Origin of the sequence: Streptomyces sp. NPDC007025 (genome assembly GCF_042869455.1) — a bacterium.
Lineage (GTDB): Bacteria > Actinomycetota > Actinomycetes > Streptomycetales > Streptomycetaceae > Streptomyces.
In genome coordinates this window covers 43,643-67,278 of the sequence record NZ_JBIAFT010000015.1, presented here as the reverse complement: position 1 = coordinate 67,278, position 23,636 = coordinate 43,643, and the positions used below count along the sequence as shown (strand labels likewise).

Sequence of the window (23,636 nt, the reverse complement as noted above, 5' to 3'; positions counted from 1 at the left end):
CCATGACCACCACGACCGACCCCACCGACGCCCCGCCCGCCGCGCAGGGGGCCGCCCGGTCGGCGGCTTCCCTGCTGCTGGAGAACGTACGCGGCCACATGCGGCAGTACGGCATGCTCACGGCGCTCGTCTTCATCATCGTGCTGTTCCAGATATGGACGGACGGCACGCTGCTGCTGCCGAACAACGTCTCCAATCTGATCCAGCAGAACGGCTACATCCTCATCCTGGCCATGGGCATGATGATCGTCATCATCGCCGGCCACATCGACCTCTCCGTCGGCTCGCTGGTGGCCTTCGTCGGCGCCATGGCCGCGGTGATGATGGTCGAGCACGGCATGCCGTGGGTCCCGGCGCTGATCCTGTCGCTGCTGATCGGTGCCGTCGCCGGAGCGTGGCAGGGCTTCTTCATCGCCTATGTCGGCATCCCGTCCTTCATCGTGACGCTCGCCGGGATGCTGCTCTTCCGCGGACTGACCCAGATCGTGCTGGGCGGCCAGTCCCTCTCGCCCTTCCCCACCGGCTTCCAGAACCTGGCCAAGGGCTTCATCCCGGAGATGGGGCCCTACACGCAGTACCACAACCCCACGCTGGTGATCGGGCTGATCGCCATCGTCTTCCTGCTGCTGCGCGAGCGGCGCGACCGCAGGCGGCAACTGCGCTACGAGCTGGAGGTGCTGCCCACCACGCTGTGGGTCGCCAAGTGCGTGGCCCTGGTCGCCGCCGTGCTCGCCTTCACCCTGACGCTCGCCAGCTTCCACGGGGTGCCCGTGGTGATGCTGGTGATGGGCGCGCTGCTGATCGGGCTCGGCTACGTGATGCGCAACGCCGTCGTCGGCCGGCACGTCTACGCGCTCGGCGGCAACAAGGCGGCCGCCAAGCTCTCGGGCGTCAAGGACCAGCGCGTCACCTTCCTCGTCTTCGTCAACATGGGCGTCCTCGCCGCGCTGGCCGGATGCGTCTACGCCGCCCGCCTCAACTCCGGCACCCCGCAGGCCGGCCTCAACTTCGAACTGGAGGCCATCGCCGCGTCCTTCATCGGCGGTGCCTCCATGAGCGGCGGCGTCGGCACCGTGGTGGGAGCGGTCATCGGCGGCCTCGTCCTCGGCGTGCTCAACAACGGCATGTCCCTGGTCGGGATCGGTACCGACTACCAGCAGGTCATCAAGGGGCTGGTGCTGCTTGCCGCGGTCGGATTCGACGTCTGGAACAAGCGCCGGGCCGGGCACTGAGACCGACCGCGGAACCGGACCGGACGCCCGGCACCGACCCGGGAGTCCGGCCGGGGTACCGGCGCCGGGAGCTGCCGCCGCCGTGCGTCCGTGCGCGGCGACGGCAGGCCCCGGGCCCGGCGCAGGCCCACCCGGTGGGCCTCACCCGGCGAAGGGCGGCCCGCACAGCCCCCGCCCCGCGTCGCGGAGGACCAGCAGCGAACCGGCCGGCTGCCGGGGCGCGGCGAGCCCGGCGCGGGCCGTGGTGACGTACAGATCGCGGAGCCCGGCACCGCCGAAGGCGCAGGCGGTGGGCCGCCGCACCGGCAGCTGCACCACCCGGTCCAGCGTTCCCTCCGGCGTGTAGCGCCGCACAGCGCCTCCGTCCCACAGCGCCACCCACACGCATCCGTCCGCGTCCACGGTCAGTCCGTCCGGGTAGCCCGCGCCCGGCTCGACCGCCGCCAGCGGGCGCCGTCCGGTGGGCAGCCCGTCCTCGCGGACGTCGAACACGTCGAGGCGCCGGGTGGGGCTGTCGACGTAGTACAGCCGCCGCCCGTCGGGGCTCCAGCCGGTTCCGTTGGAGACTGCGACGCCGTCCAGCACGGTGCGGGCCCGGCCGTCCGGCGCGAACCGCTCCAGGGTGCCGCCGCCCGGCGCCTCGTCGTAGCGCATCGTGCCCGCCCACAGCGCGCCGTCGGGCGCGACGGCCGCGTCGTTGCCCCGGCGGCCGGGCACCGCCTGGTGACGCAGCCAGCGGAAGCGGCCGTCCGCGTCGTACAGCCCGATCCCGTCCCGCAGGTTGACGACCAGCCCGCCACCCGCGCGCGGCTTGGCCGCGCCCACGTGCTGCTCGGTGGCCAGCACCGTGCGCCCGCCGGTCGCGGGATCGAAGGTGTGCACCCGGGAGGCGAGGATGTCCACCCAGATCAGCCGCCCGGCGGCCGCGTCCCAGGTCGGCCCCTCGCCGAGCACGGCGGCCGCGGGCACGGCGGTCTCGGCTCGCATCCCGGTCACCGCCGCGGGTGCCCCAGCCGCTCCGACAGCCGCCCGGCGCCGCGCCGGGCCAGCTCCGCGAGTTCGTCCCGCCGCTCCCGGTTCCAGCGGATCAGCGGCACCGAGACCGACAGCGCCGCCACCACCCGGCCGGAGCGGTCGCGGACGGGAGCGGCCACGCAGCTCACATCGCTGTTCGACTCGCTCTCCTCGACGGCGAACCCGCGCTCGGCCACCTCTTCCAGCTCCTTGCGCAGCGCTGCCACGTCGGTGACGCTGCGGGGTGTCATGGCACGCAGCGCGGCCCCGTCGGGCAGCCGCGCGGCGAGCTCCTCGGCGGGCAGCGAGGCGAGCAGCATCTTGCCGACGGCGGTGCAGTGCGCGGGCAGCCGGCGGCCCGCGGCCGAGACCATGCGCACGGCCTGGGTGGAGTCCACCTTCGCGACGTAGATGACGTCGGTGTCCTCCAGGATCGCCACGTGCACCGTCTCCTGGCAGCTCTCGGCCACCGAGCGGGCCACCTGCTGCCCCTCGGCCGCGAGGTCGAGCTGCTCGGCGTACCGGCTGCCGAGCTGGTAGGCGCGCACCCCCAGTCGGTAGTGGCCCGCCCGGCCGGGCACCGGCACCAGGTAGGAGCGGGCCGTCAGGGTGCCGACCAGCTCGTGCACGGTCGTGCGGGGCAGACCCAGCCCGCGCACGATGTCGGGTGCCGAGAGCGGGCCGTCCCGCTCCAGGAACAGCTCCAGAATGTCCAGCGCCCTGGTCACCGCGGGCACGAGCCGTCCCATGGCTCCTCCTGTTCGAAATATCGAAGAGCGATCGCCTCTCCGAACATCTTATCGGGCGCGGGGGAGGTGTACGAGGGGTCGTGCCGGTCCACCCGGGAGCCATGAGCTACGCCAACCCTGACCCCGATCCGGACACCACCACCGGTCTGGAGGCCGGTGGCGAGGTGCCGCCCGGCGAGACACCGCCGGCGGAGGGCAGTACATCGGAGTCCGGTCCCTTCGAGAAGCACAACCCCACCACCGGCTGGAGCGTCGTGCCGGTCGTGCTCATCACCCTCGTCGTCGTCGCCGTGCTGCTGTTCTTCGTGGGCTACCTGGTCGAGCTGCAGTAGCCCTCCCCTCCCCGCTGGCGACGCGCGTACCCGCACCCGGAGCCGACCCGGCGCGCGGCGACCGTGCGTCGACCGGTGCCCACCCCACGCATTCGGGTGTGACCTGCGAAGATGCCGTGCGGCGTGGTGTGTGTCACGGTGAAATCGGGCCGCTGGGAACACGGCGGCGCCGGCGCAGATCCTGCCCGGGAGCGGACTGGGGGCCGCTTCCCGCCTGTCTTGCGCAGCACCCATGGGAGACGTGGGAGTGAGCAGTCCATGAAGACCACGCAGATCCGCACCACCGAGGACGACAGCGCCGCCGCTGCCCCGGACGAGAACGGCGACCCCTTCCGGACCGTGGACGCTGCCACGTCCCCGACCGCGCCGGACGGAAACGCCCCGGACGAGGCCGACCCGTCCGCCCCGTCGCGCACCCTCCGTCGTACCCATCACGACGCCCCCGACACCGCGGCCGACTTCGCCGCGCTGGCGGAACTGCCCGAGGACTGTCCCGAGCGCCGCCGGCTCCAGGACTGCGTGGTCACGGCGTGGCTGCCGATGGCACACCGGCTGGCCCGCAAGTTCCGCAACCGCGGCGAGTCGCTGGAGGACCTCGAACAGGTCGCCGCCCTCGCGCTGGTCAAGTCCGTCGAGCGCTACGACCCCAGCCGGGGCAACGCCTTCGAGACCTTCGCCATCCCCACCATCTACGGTGAGCTCAAGCGCCACTTCCGGGACAACATGTGGGAGATCCACGTCCCGCGCCGCGTCCAGGACCTGCGCAACCGCGTCCGCGCGAGCCTGCGGGAGCTGGAGCTGACCTCGTCCGGGCGATCGCCCACCGTCGCCGAACTGGCGGCCCACAGCGGCCTCTCCGAGGAGGACATCCTCACCGGGATGGAAGCCCTCCAGTGCTTCAATTCGCTCTCCCTGGACGCGCCTGTCGCGTCCGAGTCCGGCGGCGGAGGCGACGGCGGGGACGGGGCGATCTGCCTGATGGACACCCTCAGCTCGGACGAGGGCGGCTACGACCACGTCGTCGACCGCGAAGCGGTCCGCTCCTGTCTGTGCCGCCTCCCCGAGCGGGAGCAGCGCCTGCTGTATCTGCGCTTCTTCCGCGAGCTCACCCAGTCGCAGATCGCCCGTCGGCTGGGCGTCTCGCAGATGCACGTCTCCCGCCTGCTCGCGGCGGCCTGCCGCCGGGTGCGCGAGGAGATCGAGGAGCGGGAGGACGAGGACGGCAACGCTCACCCGCCCCGCGCCGCCGCCTGAACGGCCCCGCGCCTCCGCCGGATTCCCGCCGCCCGCGCCCGGTGGCCCGGCGCTGCCCGGCGCCGGTGCTACCCACCGCTCCGCAGGTGCTCGACAGCGGTGCGGGCCGCGGCACCGATGACCGCGTCCGCGCGGGGCAGCCGGCGGTCGGCGCGGGCGGCCTGGGTGAAGACGACGGCCGTGTATCCGCGCCCGTCGGCCAGTTCGACCACTCCGGCCTCGTGCCGCATCGCGCCGAACGTCCCCGTCTTGCCGTACACCGCCACCTCGTCGTAGGGGAATCCCGCCGCGAGCCGGTGCTGCCAGGGCTGGAGTCCCATCGTGGCGCGCATGAAGGCGCAACTGCCGGGGGAGGCGGCCTCGTCCAGCCAGACGGCGCGCAGCAGTGCGGCCAGCTCCGCCGGGGTGGTCGCGGCCGCCCACGCGGGGTCGTAGACGCCCGGCGGCACCGCCCGGTCGTTGTCGGCGATCCTGGAGAGGGCCGCCTCCACCGACTCCGCGCCGGTCTCCGCGAGCAGTCGCGCCAGGGACCCGGCGGCACCGCCGTCCAACCGGGTGCGGGAGAGACCGAGCCCCGCGCAGGTCTCCTCGACCGCCGCGGTGCCGACCTGCCGCAGCACGGCGTCGGCCGCCGCGTTGTCCGAGATGCTCATCATCATGACGACCAGGTCGCGCAGGGACATCGACACCTCGTCCCGCAGCAGCGAGAGACCGGTCGGCCCGGGAAGCCGGCCTCCGGCGGGCAGTGTGAGGCGCTGCCGCGGGTCGAGAGCGCCCGCGTCCACCTGCCGGCAGTAGGCCACCATGAGCGGCAGCTTGTAGACCGACCCCATCAGCGCGAGGCCGTCCGCGTCGACCGTCACCCGGGCCGCGGGGCGGTGCAGTTCGGCCACATGGAGCCAGCCGCGCACCCCGGCGTCGTCGAACATCCCCCGCAGCGTGCGCTCCACGGCCTTGTCCGGGGCCGCGCTCATCGCTCGCCCTCGCGGACCGTCCGGCCGGTGGCCAACGCCTCCACCAGCACCTCGGCCGCCTCGTCCGCACCGGCCGCGGCCAGCCGCCGGGCGTCCCACACCACGCGCAGCCGCAGCGGCAGCGCCGGCGCGGTGGTCGGCTGCCGCACGACACCCTCGGCCCGCAGCCCGGAGTCCGCGGTGACCAGCACGGCCTGCCCGGCGGCTGCCAGGGCGAGTCCGGCACGCTCGTCGGAGACGACCACCGTCTCCACCCGCCGTCCCCGCCCCGCCAGCGTGTCCAGGAACAGGTCGTGGGCGGCGGGCGCCTCGGCCCGCGGACGGACGGCATAGGGCAATCGCCCGGCGGCCGCCGCGCCGTCGGGACCGCGGGGCGCCAGCAGCCAGGTCGGCAGCAGCGCCACCGGCCCCGCGGCCAGCCCGTGCAGCACGGCGGGATGGCGCACCACGGCCAGATCCAGTCGTCCGGCGGAGACGTCCGCCAGCAGGGCTGCCGTCGGCGCGGTCAGTACCGAGACCCGGCCGCCGACGCCGGCCCGGACCGGGGCCGCGGCGAGCGCGGCGCCCAGCGGAGGCGGCAGTTCGGGCGGCAGGCCGAGCCGGAGGCGCTGCCCGTCCGCGTGCTCCCGCGCTCCGGTCTCCCGCAGTTCGGCCAGCGCGCTCAGGGCGCGGCGCGCGTGCGGGAGCAGCAGCGCGCCCTCCGGCGTCAGGGACACCGCGCGCCCCCGGTCGAACAGCCGCACTCCCAGCAGCGCCTCCAGCCGCCGCAGAGCTTGCGAAAGCGGCGGCTGGGTGATGCCCACGCGCTGCGCGGCATCGCCGAAGTGCTCCTCCTCGGCGAGCGCGACGAAGATCTCCAGATGCCGCTCCGTCAGCATGCGCCCCCCATGGCCTGCGGTGATATGCCGAGCGAATCGCTTTCCGGTCGAGAGTGTATTCGACACCAGGTGCCCCCTGGGTTTGACTCCCTGTTCCCGAGCCCGGTCCGGCCACCGGCGCGGGACGCCCGCACGAACCCAGACCGAGGAGCCACCCATGTCCGATGAGCAGCCCGCAGCCGTCCCCCGGCGCCCGAGCCGCCGGGGTGTGCTGCGCACCGGCCTCGCCGCCGGAGCCGTCGGCGCCACGGGGATCGCCGCCGCCTCCGCGGCCGGCGCCCTCCCCGGCGGCCGGGCGACCGCCGCCCGGCCCGCGGCCCGCCGCAGCCGCCCGGGGAACAGCGGGGTACGGCTGCGCTGGCTGGGCATCGCGGGCTGGGAGATGACCTTCGACGGACACCGTGTGGTGATCGACCCCTACCTCACCCGCCAGGGCTTCACGGGCGCCGACGGCAAGCCCGACATGACCAGGAAGCTGGAGGTGGACCACCGCATCATCGACCGGGTGCTGCGCGAACACCTCACCGGGGCCCCCGAGTTCCTGCTGCTCACCCACGGCCACTGGGACCACCTCGCCGACGTCCCCTACCTGCTGGAACACCCGGCCTGGCGGGACGCGGAGATCACCGTCCTCGGCTCGGAGACCCATCTGCACCTGCTCACCGCCATGGGGGTCCCGGGCAGGGGACGCGAGCACCGGCCCGCGGTGGTCTCCGGCGGCGAGGTGCTGCGCCACCCTCTGCAGCCCTCCGGCAAGCATTCCCGCCCCGACTACACCGTCGAGGTGGTGCGCAGTCTGCACAGCCAGGTCGGCGGCTACGGCTTCGACCCCTACGGCACCCTGACCGCGCCCCCGGCCCGGCCCCGGACCCTGAACGACCTGGTGGAGGGCGGCACCCTCGGCTACCAGGTGACCGTCGGCGACCGGCTGACCGTCATGTTCCTGAGCGGCACGGCCAACTTCGCGGCCCGCGAGGTCTCCGGCGCCCGGCCCGACGTCCTGGTGCTCGGCGCCAGTGGGCACGCCGCCGTGCACGACTACTTCGAGCGCGCCGTCGAAACGCTGGGCAGGCCCCGCGTCATCGTCCCCAGCCACCACGACGACCTGGTCACCCCGCTGGACGACCCCGCGGTGCACGGGACGGTCGACCGGGCCGCGGTCGACCGGCTCCGCAAGGCCGCGGGCTCCCACAGCCGCGTGGTGTCCCCCCGCCATCTGGAGCAGTTCGAACTCTGACGCCGCGCCCGTCCGGCCCCGGCGGCTACGACGACGCGTTCCGGGGCCGGCGCCGGTGTGTCTCGCCCGTCATCTCCTCCAGTTCGAGGCGCTTGGTCTCCGGCAGCTTCGTGCGGACGAAGACGAAGGACAGCAGCGCGAAGCCGGCGAACGCGCCGTAGAGCCAGGTGAGCCCCACCTTGCGGGTCATGGGCTCGAAGGAGAAGGTGACCAGGAAGTTGAAGATCCAGTTGGACGCGGTACCGATGGCCAGGGCCATCGCCCGCATCCGGTTGGGGAACATCTCCGCCAGCATCACCCACATGATCGGGCCCCAGGAGAGGGCGAAGAAGACCACGAAGGCGTTGGCGCCGACCAGTGCCAGCGGCCCGTACGGGGACGGGAGGGACACGTCGTTCCCGCTGCCCCGCTGATGTGAGAAGGCGAAGGCGGTCAGTGCCAGGGCGCAGAACATCCCGACGGACCCGATGCTCAGCAGTCTGCGCCGCCCGGCCCGGTCGATGAACAGCATGGCCACGACCGTCATCAGCACATTGATGCCCGCCGTGATCACCGAGGTGGTGAAGGAGTCCGACTCGCTGAAACCGACCGACTTCCACAGCGTGGTCGAGTAGTAGAAAATCGCGTTGATGCCGACCAGCTGCTGGAAGGCGGCCATGATGATGCCTGCCCAGACCAGCGGATGCAGCCCGAACCGCGGGCCGCGGATGTCCGCGAAGCTGCTGCGGTGCTGTTTGCGCAGGGTGGCTCGGATCTCGGTGATCTTTGCCCGCGGGTCGCGTTCGCCGCTGACGCGGGCCAGCACCGCGGCCGCCCGGTCGTCCCGGCCGGTGAGCACCAGATAGCGCGGTGATTCGGGGATCAGCAGCGCCAGCACTCCGTAGACGGCGGCCGGGAGAACGCCGACCAGGAACATCCAGCGCCAGGCCGGCAGCCCCCACCACAGGTCGTTCGCGGCGCCTCCGGCGGCCCCGGCCAGGCCCTTGTTGGAACTGAGCACCACCAGTTGGCCGACGGTGATGGCCAGTTGCTGGAGCGATCCGAGCGCGCCGCGCCCGGAGGCGGGTGCCACCTCGGAGATGTAGGCGGGCGCGATCACCGAGGCGATCCCGATGCCCAGTCCGCCGATCACCCGCCACAGCAGCAGGTCGGGTACGGAGAAGGCGAACGCCGAGCCCGCCGAGCTGATGACGAACATGCCCGAACCGAGCAGCATCACCCTCCGCCGCCCCCACCCGTCCGCGAGCCGTCCGGCGTACCAGGCGCCGACCGCGCAGCCCAGCAGGGCGATGGAGACGACGAATCCGGACAGGAAGGCGCCCAGCCGGAAGTGGTCGGAGAGGGCGTCGACGGCGCCGTTGATGACGGAGGAGTCGAAGCCGAAGAGGAAGCCGCCGACCGCGGCGGCGACGGAGATCCCCACCGCCTTGCCGTGGTGTCCCGGGGACGCTCCGGTCGCTGCGCCGTCAGCTGTCTCAGCCATCTCAGCCATCCATCCGTTAAGTCACCTCAAGTCTGCATCGTCCCGTAATGCCGTCTGAGCTTCAACAATTCTCCGCGCGGCGTCTTTGTGAGATTGGGTTCCGCCAACCGTGGTACACGGCCGCGTACTTGATTGACCATCACATGAAAGGCAGAGGTGATCGCAGATGAACGGGTCCTCGAGAACCACGCGCGGCGCAGTGCTCGGCTCGGCCGGGCTGCTCGTCGGCGTGGCGCTGCTCAGTGGCTGCGGGAGCAGCGACGAGGGCGGCTCCAAGGACTCGGACAAGACCGGGTCCTCCGACTCCGCCAAGGCGCAGTCCCCGGCCGAGGCGGTGCAGGCCACCAACAAGAAGACCACCGAGGCCGAAACCGCGAAGATCGCCATGACGGTGACCACCTCCGGAGGGCAGGCCCAGGGGAAGAAGGTCGCCGGTGACGGCGTCATCGACCTGCGGGACGGCACCAGCAAGCTGACGCTGGACCAGGGGCCGAAAAAGATCGAGCAGCGCGTCGTCGACCGCGTCCTCTACCAGAAGCTGCCGAAGAAGGCGGCGGAGCAGCTTCCGGACGGCAAGACCTGGATGAAGGTGGACCTCGGGAAGCTGCAGACCCAGGGTGGCGGGAACAAGAGGCTCAACGACCCGGCGGGTTCGCTCGCGTACACCAAGTCCCTCTCCGAGAAGGACGTCGAGAAGCTCGGCACGGAGAAGGTCGGCAGCACCGAGACCACGCACTACCGGGTGCATCTCGACCTCGCCAGGATGACGAAGGGCGACGCGGCCGAGCGGAAGAAGCTGCGCGAGCAGCTCGGCGACGATGTGCCGATGGAGCTGTGGATCGACGGCAAGGGGATGACCCGCCGCCAGGAGATCGAACTGCGGGTGCAGCCCTCCGGCGCCGAGGGCGGCGAGAAGCAGAAGGTCAAGACGGTCGTCGAGCTCTCCGACTTCGGCACCGAGGTCGACGTGCAGCCGCCGCCTTCCGGGAAGACCGCGGACATGACCGACCAGGTGGCCAAGGGGGCGAAGCAGTCCTCCTGACCGGACCGCGCGCGGGAGCAGGCCGGTCCCGGCGGCGGGGGAGGGGTGGTACGGCTACCCCGCCGCCTCGGTCAGGGCCGCCAGTACCGGGCTGATCAGCGGATGGTCCTCCGCGCCCCGGCGTACGGCGGCGAACACCCGCCGGGTGGGCGCGCTGCCGTCCACCGGATGCACCGCGACCCCGCCCGCCGGGGTGCCCAGCAGCGCCGACCGCGGCACCAGGGCTACCCCGGCCCCGGCGGAGGCGAGTGCCACGACGGCGCTGAAGTCGTCGGAGTAGTGCTCCATGGCGGGCTCGAAGCCCGCGTTCTCGCAGGCGAGCACGACCACGTCGTGGCACGGGTTGCCGGGGAACGGGCCGATCCAGGTGTCCTTGGCGAGTTCGCCCAGCGGCACCCGGTCGGCGCCGGCCAGCCGGTGCCCCCGTGGCACGACGGCGTCGAAGGGTTCCGCGTACAGCGGCACCCGGGTCAGCCGGGGGTCGTCCGCGCTCGGCGCGCCCCGGTACTCGACGGCCACCGCCACGTCCGTCTCCCGGTCCAGCACCATCGGCAGGCTGGCGTCCCCCTCCGCGTCCTGGACCCGCACCCGGATGCCCGGCGCCGTGCGGGCCAGCCGGGCGAGCGCGGGCGCCACGACCAGCCCGATACCGGTGGCGAAGGAGGCCAGGTCCACCCGGCCCGCCGCGCCCGACCCGTAGGCGGCCAGCTCCGCCTCGGCGCGCTCCAGCTGGGCCAGCACCCGATGCGTGTGCGAGAGCAGGATCTCCCCGGCCGGGGTGAGCCGCACCCCTTTGGTGCCGCGCTCGACCAGCCGGTGGCCGGTCTCCTGCTCCAGCGCGCTGAGCTGCTGGGACACCGCGGAGGGGGTCAGATAGAGCGCGGCGGCAGCGGCGGTCACCGTGCGGTGGTCGGCCACCGCACGGAGGATGTGCAGCCGCCGCGCTTCGATCACGTGAGTGATTGTCCCCCAGCCGCCCCGGAGAGCTCTGCCCGGGATGCGGCAAACGCGGCAACCGCCCGCTCGACGTCCTCGGTGGAGTGCGCCGCCGAGAGCTGTACCCGGATCCGGGCCTGCCCCTGGGGCACCACCGGATAGGAGAAGCCGATGACGTACACGCCGCGCTCCAGCAGCAGCTCGGCCATCCGGGCCGCCTCGGCCGCGTCACCGATCATGACGGGCACGATGGGGTGTGAGCCCGGGAGGATCTCGAAGCCCTGCTCGGTCATCCCGCGGCGGAACAGCTCGGTGTTGGCGTCCAGCTTCTCCCGCAGGTCACCGGCGGACTCCAGCAGGTCGAGGACCTTCAGCGAGGCCGCCGCGATCACCGGGGCCAGGCTGTTGGAGAACAGGTAGGGGCGCGAACGCTGGCGCAGCAGCGCGACGATCTCCGCGCGAGCCGCCACATAGCCGCCCGAAGCACCTCCCAGCGCCTTGCCGAGAGTGCCGGTGATGATGTCCACCCGGTCCATGACGCCGTGCAGCTCGGGCGTGCCGCGCCCCCCGGCGCCGACGAACCCGACCGCGTGCGAGTCGTCGACCATCACCATCGCGTCATAGCGCTCGGCCAGGTCGCAGATCTCCGGCAGCGGCGCCAGATAGCCGTCCATCGAGAAGACGCCGTCGGTGACGATCAGCCGCCGCCGCGCGTCCTGCGCCTGCTTGAGCTGCTGCTCCAGATCCGCCATGTCCCGGTTGGCGTAGCGGAAGCGCCGGGCCTTGGAGAGCCGGATGCCGTCGATGATGGAGGCGTGGTTGAGGGCGTCGGAGATGACGGCGTCCTCCGCGCCGAGCAGCGTCTCGAACACGCCGCCGTTCGCGTCGAAGCAGGACGAGTAGAGGACGGTGTCCTCCTGGCCCAGAAACGCCGCGAGCCGCCCCTCCAGCTCCTTGTGCACCTCCTGGGTGCCGCAGATGAAGCGGACCGAGGCCATTCCGTAGCCCCACCGGTCCAGCGCCGCGTGCGCGGCGGCGATCACCTCGGGATGGTCGGCCAGACCCAGGTAGTTGTTCGCACAGAAGTTGAGGACCGCCTCTCCCTCCTGCTCCGCGGCTCCACCGCCGGTGACCCGGACATTGGCCGACTGGGGCGTGCCGATGACCCGCTCCGGCTTGTGCAGTCCGGCGGCGGTGATCTCTTCCAGGGTGGCGCGCAACTGGTCGCGTACGGAGTCGAACATTCCAGCTTCTCCAAGGGTCGGCGAGGGGGTGCCGTTCCCGGTGCCGGGCGCCACGGCGCCCGGCACCGGGAACGGGACGAGGACGAGGGCCGTGCGGCCCGGGAGGCGGGACGGACGGGGCAAGCGTGCGGACGGACCGCGAGTGCGGTGGCTCAGGCCGTCCAGTCGAGGATGACCTTGCCGCCGCGCCCCCGGGCCGCGTCGTCGAAGGCGGCCTCATGATCGCGGTAGCCGTACCGGCCGGTGATCACCGGAGCGAGATCGAGGCCGCCCTCCAGCAGCACCGACATCGCGTACCAGGTCTCGAACATCTCCCGGCCGTAGATGCCCTTCAGCGTGATCATGGAGGTGACGATCCGGGCCCAGTCCACCGCGAACTCCTCGGCGGGCAGCCCGAGCATCGCGATCTTCCCGCCGTGGGTCATGTTGGCCAGCATGTCGCGCAGTGCCACCGGGTTGCCCGACATCTCCAGGCCCACGTCGAAGCCCTCGCGCAGCCCCAGCGCCCGCTGGCCGTCCGCGATGCTCGCACCGGAGACGTTCAGCGCCAGCGAGGCACCCACGGTGCGGGCCAGGTCCAGACGCTCCTCGCTGACGTCGGTGACCACGACGTTCCGCGCCCCCGCGTGCCGGGCGACGGCCACCGCCATCAGACCGATCGGCCCCGCGCCCGTGATCAGCACGTCCTCGCCGACCAGCGGGAAGGAGAGCGCGGTGTGCACGGCGTTGCCGAACGGGTCGAAGATCGCGGCGATGTCGGGGTCCACCGGTGTGCGGTGCACCCACACGTTCTCCGCGGGCAGCGCCACATACTGCGCGAAGGCGCCGTCGCGGCCCACCCCCAGCCCGACCGTGGCCCGGCACAGGTGGCGCCGGCCGGCCAGGCAGTTGCGGCAGGTGCCGCAGACCAGATGGCCCTCTCCGCTCACCCGGTCGCCGGGCTTGATGCCGGTCACGTCCCGGCCGGTCTCCACGACCTCACCGGTGAACTCGTGCCCCAGCACCAGCGGCGCCGACACCGCCTGCCGGGCCCAGCCGTCCCAGGCGCGGATGTGCAGATCGGTGCCGCAGATCCCGGTGCGCTCCACCTGGATCAGCACCTCACCGGGCCCGGTCTCCGGCTCCGGCACGTCGGCCAGCCACAGTCCCGGTTCGGCCTTCTCCTTGACCAGCGCCTTCACGCCACGGCTCCTGTCGTCTCGCGCCACGGCAGGGCGAAGCGGGGCCGGCCGGCCCTGTGCCCTGGAGTGGGGGTGGAAAGCGGCGCCGCTGCGCACGCACCGCCGGGACGAATGTGCCGTACAGCGGCCCCGGGGTCCATCGAGGATTTCTTAACCGCACCCGCAGCTCGCCTTCACACCCTCGCCTTCACACCCCGTTCCGGCGGCCCGTACTGCTTCCCGCGGGGCCGCCCGGCAGAGCCCGGAGGCCGCTCGGCGGGGGCCGTGCGCGGTCGCGCGGCCCGGGCGCCCGCGCTATACGTGGCTCATGGCCGACAACCCCGCGCGCCGCCCGCCGCGCCCCCGGTGACATGCGCCTCGTCCCGCCCCTCGCCCCGATGACGGCCCGCACGGTGGCGGCGGTGCCCCGCGCCGGGGGCCTCGCCTACGAGGCCAAGTGGGACGGCTACCGGGTGCTGCTCTTCGCCCGCGCCGAGACGCCCCGCCTCCAGTCCCGCCGCGGCAACGACCTCGGCCCCGGATTCCCGGACATCCTGCGGGCCGCCGCCGCCCTCGGCGAGGAAGCGGTCCTGGACGGGGAACTGGTGGTGATCGAGGACGGCGCGGTCGACTTCGCCGTACTCCAGTCCCGGGCCCGGCGCACCGGACCGCGCGCCGCGGCCGCGGCCGCGGCGCACCCGGCCCACTTCATCGCCTTCGACCTGCTGCAGCTCGGCGACGAGGTGACCATGGGCCGCCCCTACCGGGAGCGCCGCGCCCTGCTGGAGGAGATCTTCACCCGCCGCGACCTGCAGCCGCCCTGGGCGCTGTGCCCGATGACCACCGACCCGGACCGGGCCCGCGAGTGGCTCGACCCGGCCTGGGGCGCGGTCGGCGTCGAGGGCATGGTCGTCAAGGGACTGGGGCAGCCCTACCGTCCGGGCGAGCGCGGCTGGCGCAAGTTGCGGGCACGCGCCACCACCGAGGCCGTGATCGGCGCGGTCACCGGCCCCGGGACCGCGCCGGACATGCTGCTGCTGGGCCGCTACGACCCGGACGGAGTGCTGCGGATGGTGGCGCAGAGCACCCCGGTCACCGCCGCGCTGCGCCGGGAGATCGGCCCGCTGCTCGCTCCGGCGGACCCCGGCCACCCCTGGCAGGACGCCCGGTTCCGGTCCGGCTGGGGCACCCGGGACATGCTCGCGCACCGCTGCGTCGTCCCCCAACTGGTCGTCGAGTTCGAGGCGGACGTCGCCTTCGACGCGGGCCGCTGGCGCCACCCGGTACGGGTCCGGCGGCTGCTCCGCGACACCGCGCCCGGAGAGGTTCCGCGCTTCCCCTCCGGACCCGCCGACTGAACCGTCCGGGGCACCGCCCGGGGAACGGGATCCGGTGCTGGCCCGCGGCGGGGGGTGGCCCGTGGCGGCCCCTCGTGCCCTGTCCGGCTCAACACCGCGCGCAGGGCGCGCTGGTCCGGTGCAGCGTGGAAGTCAGCGACCGCTGCCAGGCCGTCCTCGCGAGTCCCACCCGGCGCCCTGGCCTCGGCCGCCGAAGTAATCCCGGCTCCCGGCCGGGTGGTGTCCCGGTCCGCGTACGCGCCACGGGCGGCGATCCGCCGCCCGTGGCGGTGAACAGCCGGACGTGCGGTCCCGGGGCACCTCCGGCCGGGAGCAGGGCAGGGAAGACCGTCCCCCCGACGACCGCCCGCGCCCCGAGGCGCCGGATCCGGTCCGGCCGAACAGAAGGAGTCCCCATGCACCGCATTCCCCGCCTGCCCCGCACCGCGGCCACCCTCGCAGCGCTCACCGTGACCGCCCTGGTCCCGCTGTGCGGAGTGGCCCAGGCGGCCCCGGCCGACGCCCGCGGAACCACCGCGGCCGCCCCGGCCTCCAGCGCCGACCGCCAGGACTCCCGCGGCCAGGAAGGGCCCCGGCTGGTGAAGCTCGGCGACCGCGAGGGCCTCCTCGGGCTCGGACTGCTCGGCCTCCTCTGACGCCCGCCCCTCCCGCACCGAACCGCTCGACCCCGCGGGGGCGAGCGGTTCGGTCGTGCCGGGACGGCATCGCCGGCGCACCGTCAGGCGAGGCCCGCGGGCTCTCCGTCGGCGCGGGGGAGTGCGCCTGACGGCGGCCCTACGACGCCGCCCGCCTCCTGTCCGCACTCCGCCGGTCTCCGCCACCGTTCCCTGCCACCGGTCTCCGCGGCCGGTCCGCGTCTCGAAGGTCCCGGCCCGCAGGCGAACGGCGGGCCCTGTCACTCGCGGGAGGGAAGCAGCCGCACCGGTCCGCCGGCGGGCTCGTTTCCAGGACGGAGCGCCGAGAGCCGAGACCGGGAGTCACGATGCGCGCAAGGATGCTGTCCGCCGTCCCGACCCGAGTGCTCACGGTCTCCGTACTGCTGGGCGCCCTCGTCACGCCGGGTACCGCCGTGGCCGCCGCTTCCGCGCGGCCCGCCTCCGGCGGCCCGGCGGTCCGGCCGCTGCCGACCGGGGCGCCGGCGGCCGACTCCCCCGTCTCCGTCCGCGCGGTCCGCCCGACCGCCCCGGCGGTGCGCGAGGCTCCGGCCGACCCCGCGGTCCGGGCCGAGGCGGACCGGCTGATGAAGCTCACCTACCGGCAGTTCGCGGCGGTGCGCCACGCGCCCCCGTTCAACTGGACCACCGACGGCTGCTCCGTCCCGACCGGCCTGCTCCCCTACAGCGAGGTCTTCCGCCCCGCCTGCGTCCAGCACGACTTCGGCTACCGCAACTACGGCGGCAACCACGAACTGAAGCTGGACCCCACCCGCGCCACGAAGAACTGGATCGACAGCCGCTTCCGCACCGAGATGCGGCGGATCTGCGACGACCGGTACCCGGCCGCCGGGCGCCACCGCACCTGCCACCGCGCGGCCGACACCTACTACGCCGGGGTGCGGATCGGCGGAGACAAGGCCTTCTTCTAGGGGGTGTCTTCAAAGGAGCGTCGTCCGCCCGCCGGGCAGACGGGGCTTAGCGGACCCGACCTGGCCGTATCGGCCTGGAGCGTTGTTCACGCGGGCGGGGCGCGGCCGCCGTCGCCGCGCGACCGTCGGCCCGGGTCCCGCCACCGGGCGCATCGGTGGCGGGACTTGGCGAGCCCTGTCGTCTCCCGACCCCGGCCCGGATACCGCCGCCGGGTGCACCGGCCTCCGCTGCCCGGGTGATCCCGCCCCGCGGCGGAGCGCGGTGCGGCGCGGTCGCACGGGCGCCACAGGGGTGACGTGCTCGACTGAGGCGACGGCACCGGTCGCGCACCCGGGGCGCCGCGGACCTCCCGTCCCGCCGCGCGCCCGGTCGGCTCCCGGGCCCGCCGACGAACAGCCAGGGAGGACCCCGTGACCCGGCCTCACCCCCTCGCGCACCCCGGTGGCGCACCGCTGCCCGCGGCCGTCGCCCTCCGCCTCCCGGGCGTCCTGTGACGATCGCGGCCGTACGGGGGCACGCCGACCACGTGGTCGTGGTCGGCGCCGGGCTGGCCGGGCTGTCCGCGGCGCTCCATCTGCTCGGTGCGGGGCGCCGGGTGACCGTCGTGGAGAGCGACCTCGGGCCGGGTGGCCGGGCCGGCCGGTTGGAGCGGTCCGGCTACCGGTTCGACACCGGGCCCACCGTGCTGACCATGCCCGAACTGGTCGAGGAGGCGTTCGCCGCGGTCGGCGACTCGCTCCGCGACCGGCTCGACCTGGTGCCGCTGCACCCCGCCTACCGGGCCCGGTTCGCCGACGGCAGCCGGCTGGACGTGCACAGCGACGCGGAGGCGATGGAGGCCGAGGTTGAGCGCTTCGCCGGAGCCGGGGCCGCGGACGGCTACCGGCGGCTGCGGGCCTGGCTGGGGGAGCTCTACCGGCTGCAGATGCGGCGGTTCATCGACGTCAACTTCGACTCGCCCCGCCAGCTCCTGCACCCGGATCTGGCCCGGCTGGCCGCACTGGGCGGGTTCGGCAGGCTGGACGCGCGGATCGCACGGTACCTGCCGGACGAACGGCTGCGCCGGGTCTTCTCCTTCCAGTCCCTGTACGCGGGCGTGCCGCCCGAGCGGGCACTGGCCGCGTACGCCGTGATCGCCTACATGGACACGGTGGCGGGGGTCTGGTTCCCGCGCGGCGGTATGCACGCGCTGCCCGGCGCCATGGCGGCCGCGGCTCGCGACGCGGGAGCCGAGCTGCGCTACGGGCAGCCGGTCACCCGGCTGGAGCGCGCGGGCGAACGCGTCACCGCCGTCGTCACCCCGGCCGGGCGCATCCCCTGCGACGCGGTCGTCCTCACCCCCGACCTGCCGCTGTCCTACGCACTGCTCGGCCACCGGCCGCGCCGCGCGCTGCGGCTGCGGCACGCGCCGTCCGCGGTCGTCCTGCACGTGGGCACCGACCGCACCTGGCCCGGGCTGGGGCACCACACGCTCTCCTTCGGCAGCGCGTGGCGGCGCACCTTCCGCGAACTCACCCGGGACGGCAGCCTGATGACCGACCCCTCGCTGCTGATCACCCGGCCCACCGCCACGGACCCGGACCTGGCACCGCCCGGCCGCCATGTGCACTACGTGCTGGCGCCCTGCCCCAACACGGACATCGGCCCCGACGCCCGCCGGTGGCGCGATCTGGCCCCCCGGTACCGCGACACGCTGCTGGACCACCTGGAGCAGCGCGGACTGACCGGCATCGCCGCCGCGGTGCGGGAGGAGGTGCTGGTCACGCCCGCCGACTGGAGTGCGCAGGGGCTCGCCGCCGGCACGCCGTTCTCGGCCGCCCACACGGCGGCCCAGACCGGCCCCTTCCGGCCGCGCAACCTCGTGCGCGGTACCCCGAACGCGGTGCTGGCCGGCTGCGGCACCACCCCCGGAGTCGGCGTACCGACCGTGCTGCTGTCCGGAAAGCTCGCCGCCGCCCGCCTCACCGGCCCCGCGCCGCGCCCGGCACGCGGCCCCCGCCCGGCCCCCGCCCTCCCGCGGCGGACCCCCGCGAAGGACACCCGCGCATGACCGAACGCGAACTCGACGCAGCGGGCATCCGCGACCCGGACCTCCGGGAGGCCTACCGGCTCTCCCGCCGGCTCAACGCCCGGCACGGGAAGACCTATTTCCTCGCCACCCGGCTGCTGCCCCCGGAGCGACGCCCCGCGGTGCACGCGCTCTACGGCTTCGCCCGCTGGGCCGACGACATCGTGGACGACCAGGGCAGCGCCGCCACCCCCGCCGAACGCGCCGCGGTGCTCGACGCCCTGGAGAACCGCCTGGTCGCCGGGCTGCGAACGGGCGAGAGCAGCGAGCCGGTCGTCCGCGCCCTCGCCCACACCGCCGCCACCTACCGCATCAGCCCGGGCCACTTCACCGACTTCATGACCTCCATGCGCAGCGACCTGGTGGTCACGGGCTATCCGACCTACGCGGATCTGCGCCACTACATGCACGGCTCCGCCGCCGTCATCGGACTGCAGATGCTGCCGGTGCTCGGCACCGTCGTCCCCCCGGCGGAGGCGGCGCCGCACGCGGCGGCGCTGGGCGTCGCCTTCCAGCTGACCAACTTCGTGCGCGACGTCGGCGAGGACCTCGACCGCGGCCGCGTCTACCTGCCGGAGGACCTGCTGGCGGCGCACGGCGTCGACCGCGAACTGCTGCGCTGGAGCAGAGCCACCGGGCAGCGCGACCCCCGCATCACCGCGGCCCTGCGTGCGGCCCTCGACCTCACCCGCCAGGTCTACCGCGAGGCCCGGCCCGGACTCGCCATGCTCGATCCCCGGGCCCGGCCCTGCATCCGCACCGCCTTCGTGCTCTACAGCGCCATCCTGGAGGCCGTCGTCGACAGCGGTTTCGACGTGCTGCACCGCCGCGCCGTCGTCCCGCGCTGCCACCGGGCGGCCCTGGCGCTCGACGGGCTGGCCCGGAGCTCCGCGGCCCGCCTGCGTACGTCCCGGCCCCGACAGAGGGAGTTGTCATGACCGAGGGTGCGCCCCCACGCGGCCGCCTCCCCCTCACCCTGCGCCGCCGCGCCGTCCCCTGGGAACGGCAGCGGCCCACCTGGCGCGCAGCGCGTCCCGGCCTGATCGAGGACGCGCTGCGGCGCGCCCAGAAGCGGCCCTCCGGCAACTGGTACGTGCTCGGCGCGGCCCGGGACCTGACCCGGGGACGCCCGCTGGGCCGCACCGTCGCCGGAGTCGAGGTCGTGGCCTGGTACGACGCGCAGGGGCGGATCCGCGCGGGCGCGGGCGCCTGCCCGCACCTGGGCGCGCCGCTCAAGGACAGCCGGGTGCGGTGCGGACGGCTGGTCTGCCACTGGCACGGAATGTCCTTCGACGGGGGCCCGGCGGCGGGCTGGACGCCCTACCCGGCCTACGACGACGGGGTGCTGGCATGGGTGCGGCTCGACGACGCCGGCGGCGAGGAGCCCACCGAGCGGCCCGTGGTGCCCACCCGGCCGCGTCCCGCCCGTTCGGTGGACGCCGTCTTCACCGCCGTCGGCCGCTGCGCTCCCGACGACATCGTCGCCAACCGCCTGGACCCGTGGCACGGCGCCTGGTACCACCCCTACTCCTTCGTGGACCTGACGGTGGTGAGCGCCCCGGAGGCGGTCGCGGACGAGGCGGCGGCGCACGGCGGGGCGGCGGACGGTTTCGTGGTCGACGTCTCCTTCAAGGTCGCCGGCCGCGTCGTGGTGCCGGTACGCGCCGTCTTCACCGCACCCGAACCGCGCACCGTCGTCATGCACCTCACCGAGGGGGAGGGACGCGGCTCCGTGGTGGAGACCCACGCCACCCCGCTGACCGCCGACACCGCGGGCGAGCCCCGCACCCTGGTGACCGAGGCGATCGTCGCGCACTCGCCGCGGCCCGGATTCGCCCTCGCACGCGCCGGGGCGCCGCTGCTGCGCGCGCTGCTGCGGGCCGGTGCCGAACGGCTGTGGCGGGACGACCTCGCCTACGCCGAGCGCCGCTGGCAGCTGCGCAGCACCCGGCACTTCCCCGGCTGACCCCGCCTCAGCCCAGCCGGGCCAGCGACCGCAACACCGCCGACCTGCCCCGGTCCGGCACCGTCCGCAGCGGGTGCCCCCGCACCCCCCAGCGGGCCAGCAGCACGTTCGCGGCGAGGAGCCCGCTGGTGGCCGCACGCTCCATGAGGGCGACCGGCAGCCCGGTGCGCACCAGGTCCCCGGCCACCACCAGGCGGGGGTCGGGCGTGCGCACCGTGGGCCGGTCGCGGTGGCCGCCGACCGGGAAGAGCGGGCAGTCGGCGCGCCATTCGTGGCAGGCGTCCAGGACCCGGGCCGCGGCCGTCTCCGGGTAGACCCGGGCCAGTTCGCCGCGCAGCCGCTCCTGCACCTGCTCCCGGGTTCCCGGCTGCCGCGCCGCCGCGGGGTCCACGGCGTAGGCGTGCAGTTCGACGACCGAGCCGCCGGAGCGGGCCGCCCAGTGAGCCGCCTCCGTCTCCCAGCGCTCCAGCACGCTCACGTTGTCCAGCGGTCCGTAGCCGCTCGTCCCCAGGAACCCGGGCCGCCGCCGGGCCACCGGGCGGTCCAGCCACAGCCGGGAGACCAGGAACGGCGGTGCGGTGCGCAGCCGGGCCACCCGCTCCCGCCACGCCGCGTCGGCCAGCTGCGGGGAGGCGCCGGCCACGCCGCGCAGCCCGGCGGTGTCCAGCGCCAGCACGACTGCCGCGTAGTGCTCCTCACCAGTGGCCGTGGACACGATCCGCGTCCCGCCCTCCGGCCGGATCCCGAGCACGGGCTCCCCGGTGCGCAGCCGGACCCCGTGCTTCTCCAGGTAGTCGCCCAGCGGCTCCCACAGCGCCCGCGGATACGGCTCGGCGGGGACGTCGAAGAGCAGCCCCTCGCTCGAACCGAGGAAGTAGATGTGGAACATCAGCGCCATCTCGGCGGCCGACAGCTCGCCGGGGTCGGCGAAGAAGCTCCGCGAGAACACCTCGAAGGCCAGGTCGCGCGCCGCCTCGGGGAACCGGATCGCGGTCAGCAGCTCCTGCGCCGCGGTGCCGTCCCACCGCTCGTACACCTCGGGAACCCGCACGTCCAGCAGCGGCAGCGCGGCCCGCGGCGCCATGCCCGCCAGGTCCCGCAGCCCGAAGGTGGGGCTGAGCGCGGCGAATCCCAGGGCGCTGAACGGAGGGGTGCGGGGTACGTGCGCGAAGCTGTCGCGCGCGCCGCCGCTGTGCTGGAGCGGGTAGTCGGGCAGCCCGCGCAGTCCGGCCAGCAGCGGGTCGATACGCCGCAGCAGGTCCCGCAGGTTGTAGTACTGACGGAAGAAGGCGTGGAAGCCGCGGCTCATCGTCGTGGGGGAACCGTCCCGCAGCCGTACCGGCCATCCGGCCAGCCGCCCGCCCAGCCGCGGTTCGCGCTCGTAGACCGTGACCCGCGCGCCCCGTTCGGCGAGCCCGGTGGCGGCGGCGAGTCCGGCGATCCCGCCGCCCACCACCGCGACCCGCGGAGCGGCGCTGCCGCCCGGCCCGGCCCGGTCGAACGCGGGCCGTCCCGGCGCGGGGTGCAGCACCCGTGCCCTGCGGTCGCGCCCGTGCCGTGCCGCGCTCACCGTACGGCTCCGCGGTGGGGTCCGGCCGGGCCCGGTCCGGCCGCGGCCGGGAAGGTGAGCACGGTGCCGGCCGCCGCGTCGGGTGCCGGCCGCACCCGCACGCGGCCGGCGTCCCACCGCGCTCTTCGCCGGGCGGGCCGTCGGGCCGTGTCGCACGTGGTGGACTGCGCCTCGGCGCACGGCAGCGTCATGAGGTACCTCGCAGGGGTGGCCTTCGCGGCGGGAGGGGTGCGACCGGCGGGAGGCCGGGGGCCGGGGAGGCGGTGCGGGACAGCCGGGGCAGCTCCGCCGCGGTACGCAGCATCGGCCCCACCGGAGTGCGGAGTCCGACGGCGAGCGCCTGGAGGGGGCCGCTCTCGCCGTCGAGGAATCGGAGCAGAGCGGCCGCCGGGAGGTGCCGGAACAGCCCGGTGAAGAAGGCGGCGCCGTCCACCCTGCCGCGCTCCAGCGCCCGCAGCAGCACCGCGTCCATCGCCAGGGCGCGGCGCGGGTAGGCGCGCGGCGGCAGCGGGGTGCGGCCCGCGTGCAGTGCCGCGGCGATCCTCCGGGTCTGGCGCTGCACCGCCGCGAAGGTGTAGCCGGTCGCGGGCCTGGTCGCGCCGCCCGCGGTGCCGATCCGGAACACCGAGGCGCCCGCGCGCCGCGCGAACCGGCCGTCGGTCATGGGGATGACGCCCTGCTCGGCGCCGGTCACCTCGAAGTCCCCCAGCCCCAGCACCCGGTCGGCGTAGTCGCGCAGCGCCCGGTCGTACCCGGCGCCGTCCAGCACGGCGGGGGAGAACTCGGTGTACTCCACCAGTGCCCGGTGCGGGCCGAGCGGCAGCACGTAGCCGAACGAGAGGCCGCGGGCCGGCTGCGGGGTGCGGAAGTCCATCAGTTCGGCCGCCGCCGGGTCGAAGACCGGCCGCCGGGTGTGCACCAGCCAGCCGCGGAAGTGCTGCAGCAGCGTCGTCCGGGCGGGCGGCAGCCGCCGTGGAGGCCGGGAGTCGAAGACCCAGCGTGCCCGGACGGTGAGCGTGCCGCCGTCCGCCGCGACGCCGCGCACCTCGGCGCCGCCCGGTACGTCCAGCACGCCGTGCACCAGCGCCTCCGCCCGGCGCACCCCGGCCGCGGAGTCCAGCCTGCCACGTACGAACTCCTCGAAGGAGCCCGAGCGGAGCATCTTGTAGTACAACGGCGCGGTGCCGCCCGCCACCACCTCGCCGTCCGGGCCGCGCACCCGCAGCCGGTTCCAGCGGGCCGCCAGCGCCGCGTCGTACTCGCCCACCGGCCCCTCCCAGTAGCACCAGGTGCGTTCGGGGGGCCGGAGGGGGCCGGGGGGCGCGTCCAGGAGGACGACACGCGGGCCGCCGTCCGCTGCCCGGCGGGCGGCCAGCCGCCAGGCCAGCGACAGCCCCGCGGCGCCCGCCCCGACGATGGCGACATCCGTCTCGTACTCCACCAGGTTCCGTCGTCCGTCCGCTTCCGGCTCGTTCGGTCGCGCTCAGTCTGCTGGTCCGGCGACGCCGGGCCGGGTCGCCGCGACGGCGGAGCCGGGAGGTCACCACCCGGAT

Annotated in this window: 21 protein-coding genes; 11 read left to right on the top strand and 10 right to left on the bottom strand. The window is 74.6% G+C overall.

The window, feature by feature from the left end; translation table 11 throughout:
- Positions 1-2 precede the first annotated feature (2 nt).
- Positions 3-1,232: a multiple monosaccharide ABC transporter permease gene (gene mmsB, locus ACFYMO_RS26520; protein ID WP_366773515.1), complete on the top strand. Its 1,230-nt coding sequence runs from the start codon at positions 3-5 to the stop codon at positions 1,230-1,232.
- 141 nt (positions 1,233-1,373) lie between these two features.
- Here the strand turns inward: mmsB and ACFYMO_RS26515 are convergent, their stop codons facing one another.
- Both ACFYMO_RS26515 and ACFYMO_RS26510 read right to left on the bottom strand, forming a co-directional pair.
- Positions 1,374-2,219 (bottom strand): SMP-30/gluconolactonase/LRE family protein, encoded by an 846-nt coding sequence (locus tag ACFYMO_RS26515; RefSeq protein WP_366773514.1) that lies wholly within the window; start codon positions 2,217-2,219, stop codon positions 1,374-1,376.
- 5 nt (positions 2,220-2,224) lie between these two features.
- Positions 2,225-2,995: an IclR family transcriptional regulator gene (locus ACFYMO_RS26510; RefSeq protein ID WP_366773513.1), complete on the bottom strand. Its 771-nt coding sequence runs from the start codon at positions 2,993-2,995 to the stop codon at positions 2,225-2,227.
- 101 nt (positions 2,996-3,096) lie between these two features.
- Between ACFYMO_RS26510 and ACFYMO_RS26505 the strand changes: the two genes are divergently transcribed.
- Both ACFYMO_RS26505 and ACFYMO_RS26500 read left to right on the top strand, forming a co-directional pair.
- Entirely contained in the window at positions 3,097-3,327 is a 231-nt protein-coding gene (locus ACFYMO_RS26505) for a DUF6480 family protein (RefSeq protein WP_366773512.1), read from the top strand.
- Between the two features lie 258 nt (positions 3,328-3,585).
- The gene (locus tag ACFYMO_RS26500; RefSeq protein ID WP_366773511.1) at positions 3,586-4,581 is read left to right on the top strand and encodes a SigB/SigF/SigG family RNA polymerase sigma factor; all 996 of its coding nucleotides are present in this window, start codon (positions 3,586-3,588) and stop codon (positions 4,579-4,581) included.
- A 68-nt stretch (positions 4,582-4,649) separates the two neighbouring features.
- Here the strand turns inward: ACFYMO_RS26500 and ACFYMO_RS26495 are convergent, their stop codons facing one another.
- Both ACFYMO_RS26495 and ACFYMO_RS26490 read right to left on the bottom strand, forming a co-directional pair.
- Entirely contained in the window at positions 4,650-5,555 is a 906-nt protein-coding gene (locus tag ACFYMO_RS26495) for a serine hydrolase (protein ID WP_366773510.1), read from the bottom strand.
- Positions 5,552-6,433, bottom strand: a complete 882-nt coding sequence (locus ACFYMO_RS26490; protein WP_366773509.1) for a LysR family transcriptional regulator — start codon at positions 6,431-6,433, stop codon at positions 5,552-5,554. Before ACFYMO_RS26490 ends, ACFYMO_RS26495 begins: the two co-directional genes overlap by 4 nt.
- Positions 6,434-6,590: 157 nt before the next feature.
- On the opposite strand from ACFYMO_RS26490, the gene ACFYMO_RS26485 reads away from it, so the two are divergent.
- Positions 6,591-7,670 (top strand): MBL fold metallo-hydrolase, encoded by a 1,080-nt coding sequence (locus ACFYMO_RS26485; RefSeq protein ID WP_366773508.1) that lies wholly within the window; start codon positions 6,591-6,593, stop codon positions 7,668-7,670.
- Between the two features lie 25 nt (positions 7,671-7,695).
- Here the strand turns inward: ACFYMO_RS26485 and ACFYMO_RS26480 are convergent, their stop codons facing one another.
- Positions 7,696-9,153, bottom strand: coding sequence for a sugar porter family MFS transporter (locus ACFYMO_RS26480; RefSeq protein ID WP_388549475.1), 1,458 nt, complete (start codon positions 9,151-9,153; stop codon positions 7,696-7,698).
- 166 nt (positions 9,154-9,319) lie between these two features.
- Between ACFYMO_RS26480 and ACFYMO_RS26475 the strand changes: the two genes are divergently transcribed.
- Positions 9,320-10,195 (top strand): hypothetical protein, encoded by an 876-nt coding sequence (locus ACFYMO_RS26475; RefSeq protein ID WP_366773506.1) that lies wholly within the window; start codon positions 9,320-9,322, stop codon positions 10,193-10,195.
- A 54-nt stretch (positions 10,196-10,249) separates the two neighbouring features.
- Here the strand turns inward: ACFYMO_RS26475 and ACFYMO_RS26470 are convergent, their stop codons facing one another.
- From ACFYMO_RS26470 to tdh, 3 genes are all read right to left on the bottom strand, one after another.
- Complete coding sequence (locus ACFYMO_RS26470; protein ID WP_019355419.1) at positions 10,250-11,149, bottom strand: LysR family transcriptional regulator; 900 nt, start codon at positions 11,147-11,149, stop codon at positions 10,250-10,252.
- Positions 11,146-12,375, bottom strand: a complete 1,230-nt coding sequence (locus tag ACFYMO_RS26465; protein WP_366773505.1) for a glycine C-acetyltransferase — start codon at positions 12,373-12,375, stop codon at positions 11,146-11,148. The genes ACFYMO_RS26470 and ACFYMO_RS26465 overlap by 4 nt, the downstream gene beginning before the upstream one ends.
- A 152-nt stretch (positions 12,376-12,527) precedes the next feature.
- On the bottom strand, positions 12,528-13,556 hold the full coding sequence (gene tdh, locus ACFYMO_RS26460) for an L-threonine 3-dehydrogenase (protein ID WP_388549470.1): 1,029 nt from the start codon (positions 13,554-13,556) through the stop codon (positions 12,528-12,530).
- Between the two features lie 350 nt (positions 13,557-13,906).
- Between tdh and ACFYMO_RS26455 the strand changes: the two genes are divergently transcribed.
- The 6 genes from ACFYMO_RS26455 (at position 13,907) to ACFYMO_RS26430 (ending at position 20,513) form a co-directional block, all read left to right on the top strand.
- Positions 13,907-14,893, top strand: coding sequence for an ATP-dependent DNA ligase (locus tag ACFYMO_RS26455; RefSeq protein ID WP_388549467.1), 987 nt, complete (start codon positions 13,907-13,909; stop codon positions 14,891-14,893).
- 395 nt (positions 14,894-15,288) lie between these two features.
- Entirely contained in the window at positions 15,289-15,528 is a 240-nt protein-coding gene (locus ACFYMO_RS26450; RefSeq protein WP_366773502.1) for a hypothetical protein, read from the top strand.
- A gap of 347 nt (positions 15,529-15,875) precedes the next feature.
- On the top strand, positions 15,876-16,478 hold the full coding sequence (locus ACFYMO_RS26445; protein WP_388549464.1) for a phospholipase A2: 603 nt from the start codon (positions 15,876-15,878) through the stop codon (positions 16,476-16,478).
- 491 nt (positions 16,479-16,969) lie between these two features.
- Positions 16,970-18,529, top strand: a complete 1,560-nt coding sequence (locus tag ACFYMO_RS26440; protein ID WP_388549461.1) for a phytoene desaturase — start codon at positions 16,970-16,972, stop codon at positions 18,527-18,529.
- The gene (locus tag ACFYMO_RS26435) at positions 18,526-19,485 is read left to right on the top strand and encodes a phytoene/squalene synthase family protein (RefSeq protein WP_388549458.1); all 960 of its coding nucleotides are present in this window, start codon (positions 18,526-18,528) and stop codon (positions 19,483-19,485) included. The genes ACFYMO_RS26440 and ACFYMO_RS26435 overlap by 4 nt, the downstream gene beginning before the upstream one ends.
- Positions 19,482-20,513, top strand: coding sequence for a DUF5914 domain-containing protein (locus ACFYMO_RS26430; protein WP_366772508.1), 1,032 nt, complete (start codon positions 19,482-19,484; stop codon positions 20,511-20,513). Before ACFYMO_RS26435 ends, ACFYMO_RS26430 begins: the two co-directional genes overlap by 4 nt.
- Before the next feature lie 7 nt (positions 20,514-20,520).
- Here the strand turns inward: ACFYMO_RS26430 and ACFYMO_RS26425 are convergent, their stop codons facing one another.
- Together ACFYMO_RS26425 and ACFYMO_RS26420 are read right to left on the bottom strand one after the other, a co-directional pair.
- Complete coding sequence (locus ACFYMO_RS26425; RefSeq protein WP_388549455.1) at positions 20,521-22,083, bottom strand: FAD-dependent oxidoreductase; 1,563 nt, start codon at positions 22,081-22,083, stop codon at positions 20,521-20,523.
- Positions 22,084-22,270: 187 nt separating this feature from the next.
- Positions 22,271-23,524: a lycopene cyclase family protein gene (locus tag ACFYMO_RS26420; RefSeq protein WP_366772510.1), complete on the bottom strand. Its 1,254-nt coding sequence runs from the start codon at positions 23,522-23,524 to the stop codon at positions 22,271-22,273.
- Positions 23,525-23,636: the final 112 nt, after the last annotated feature.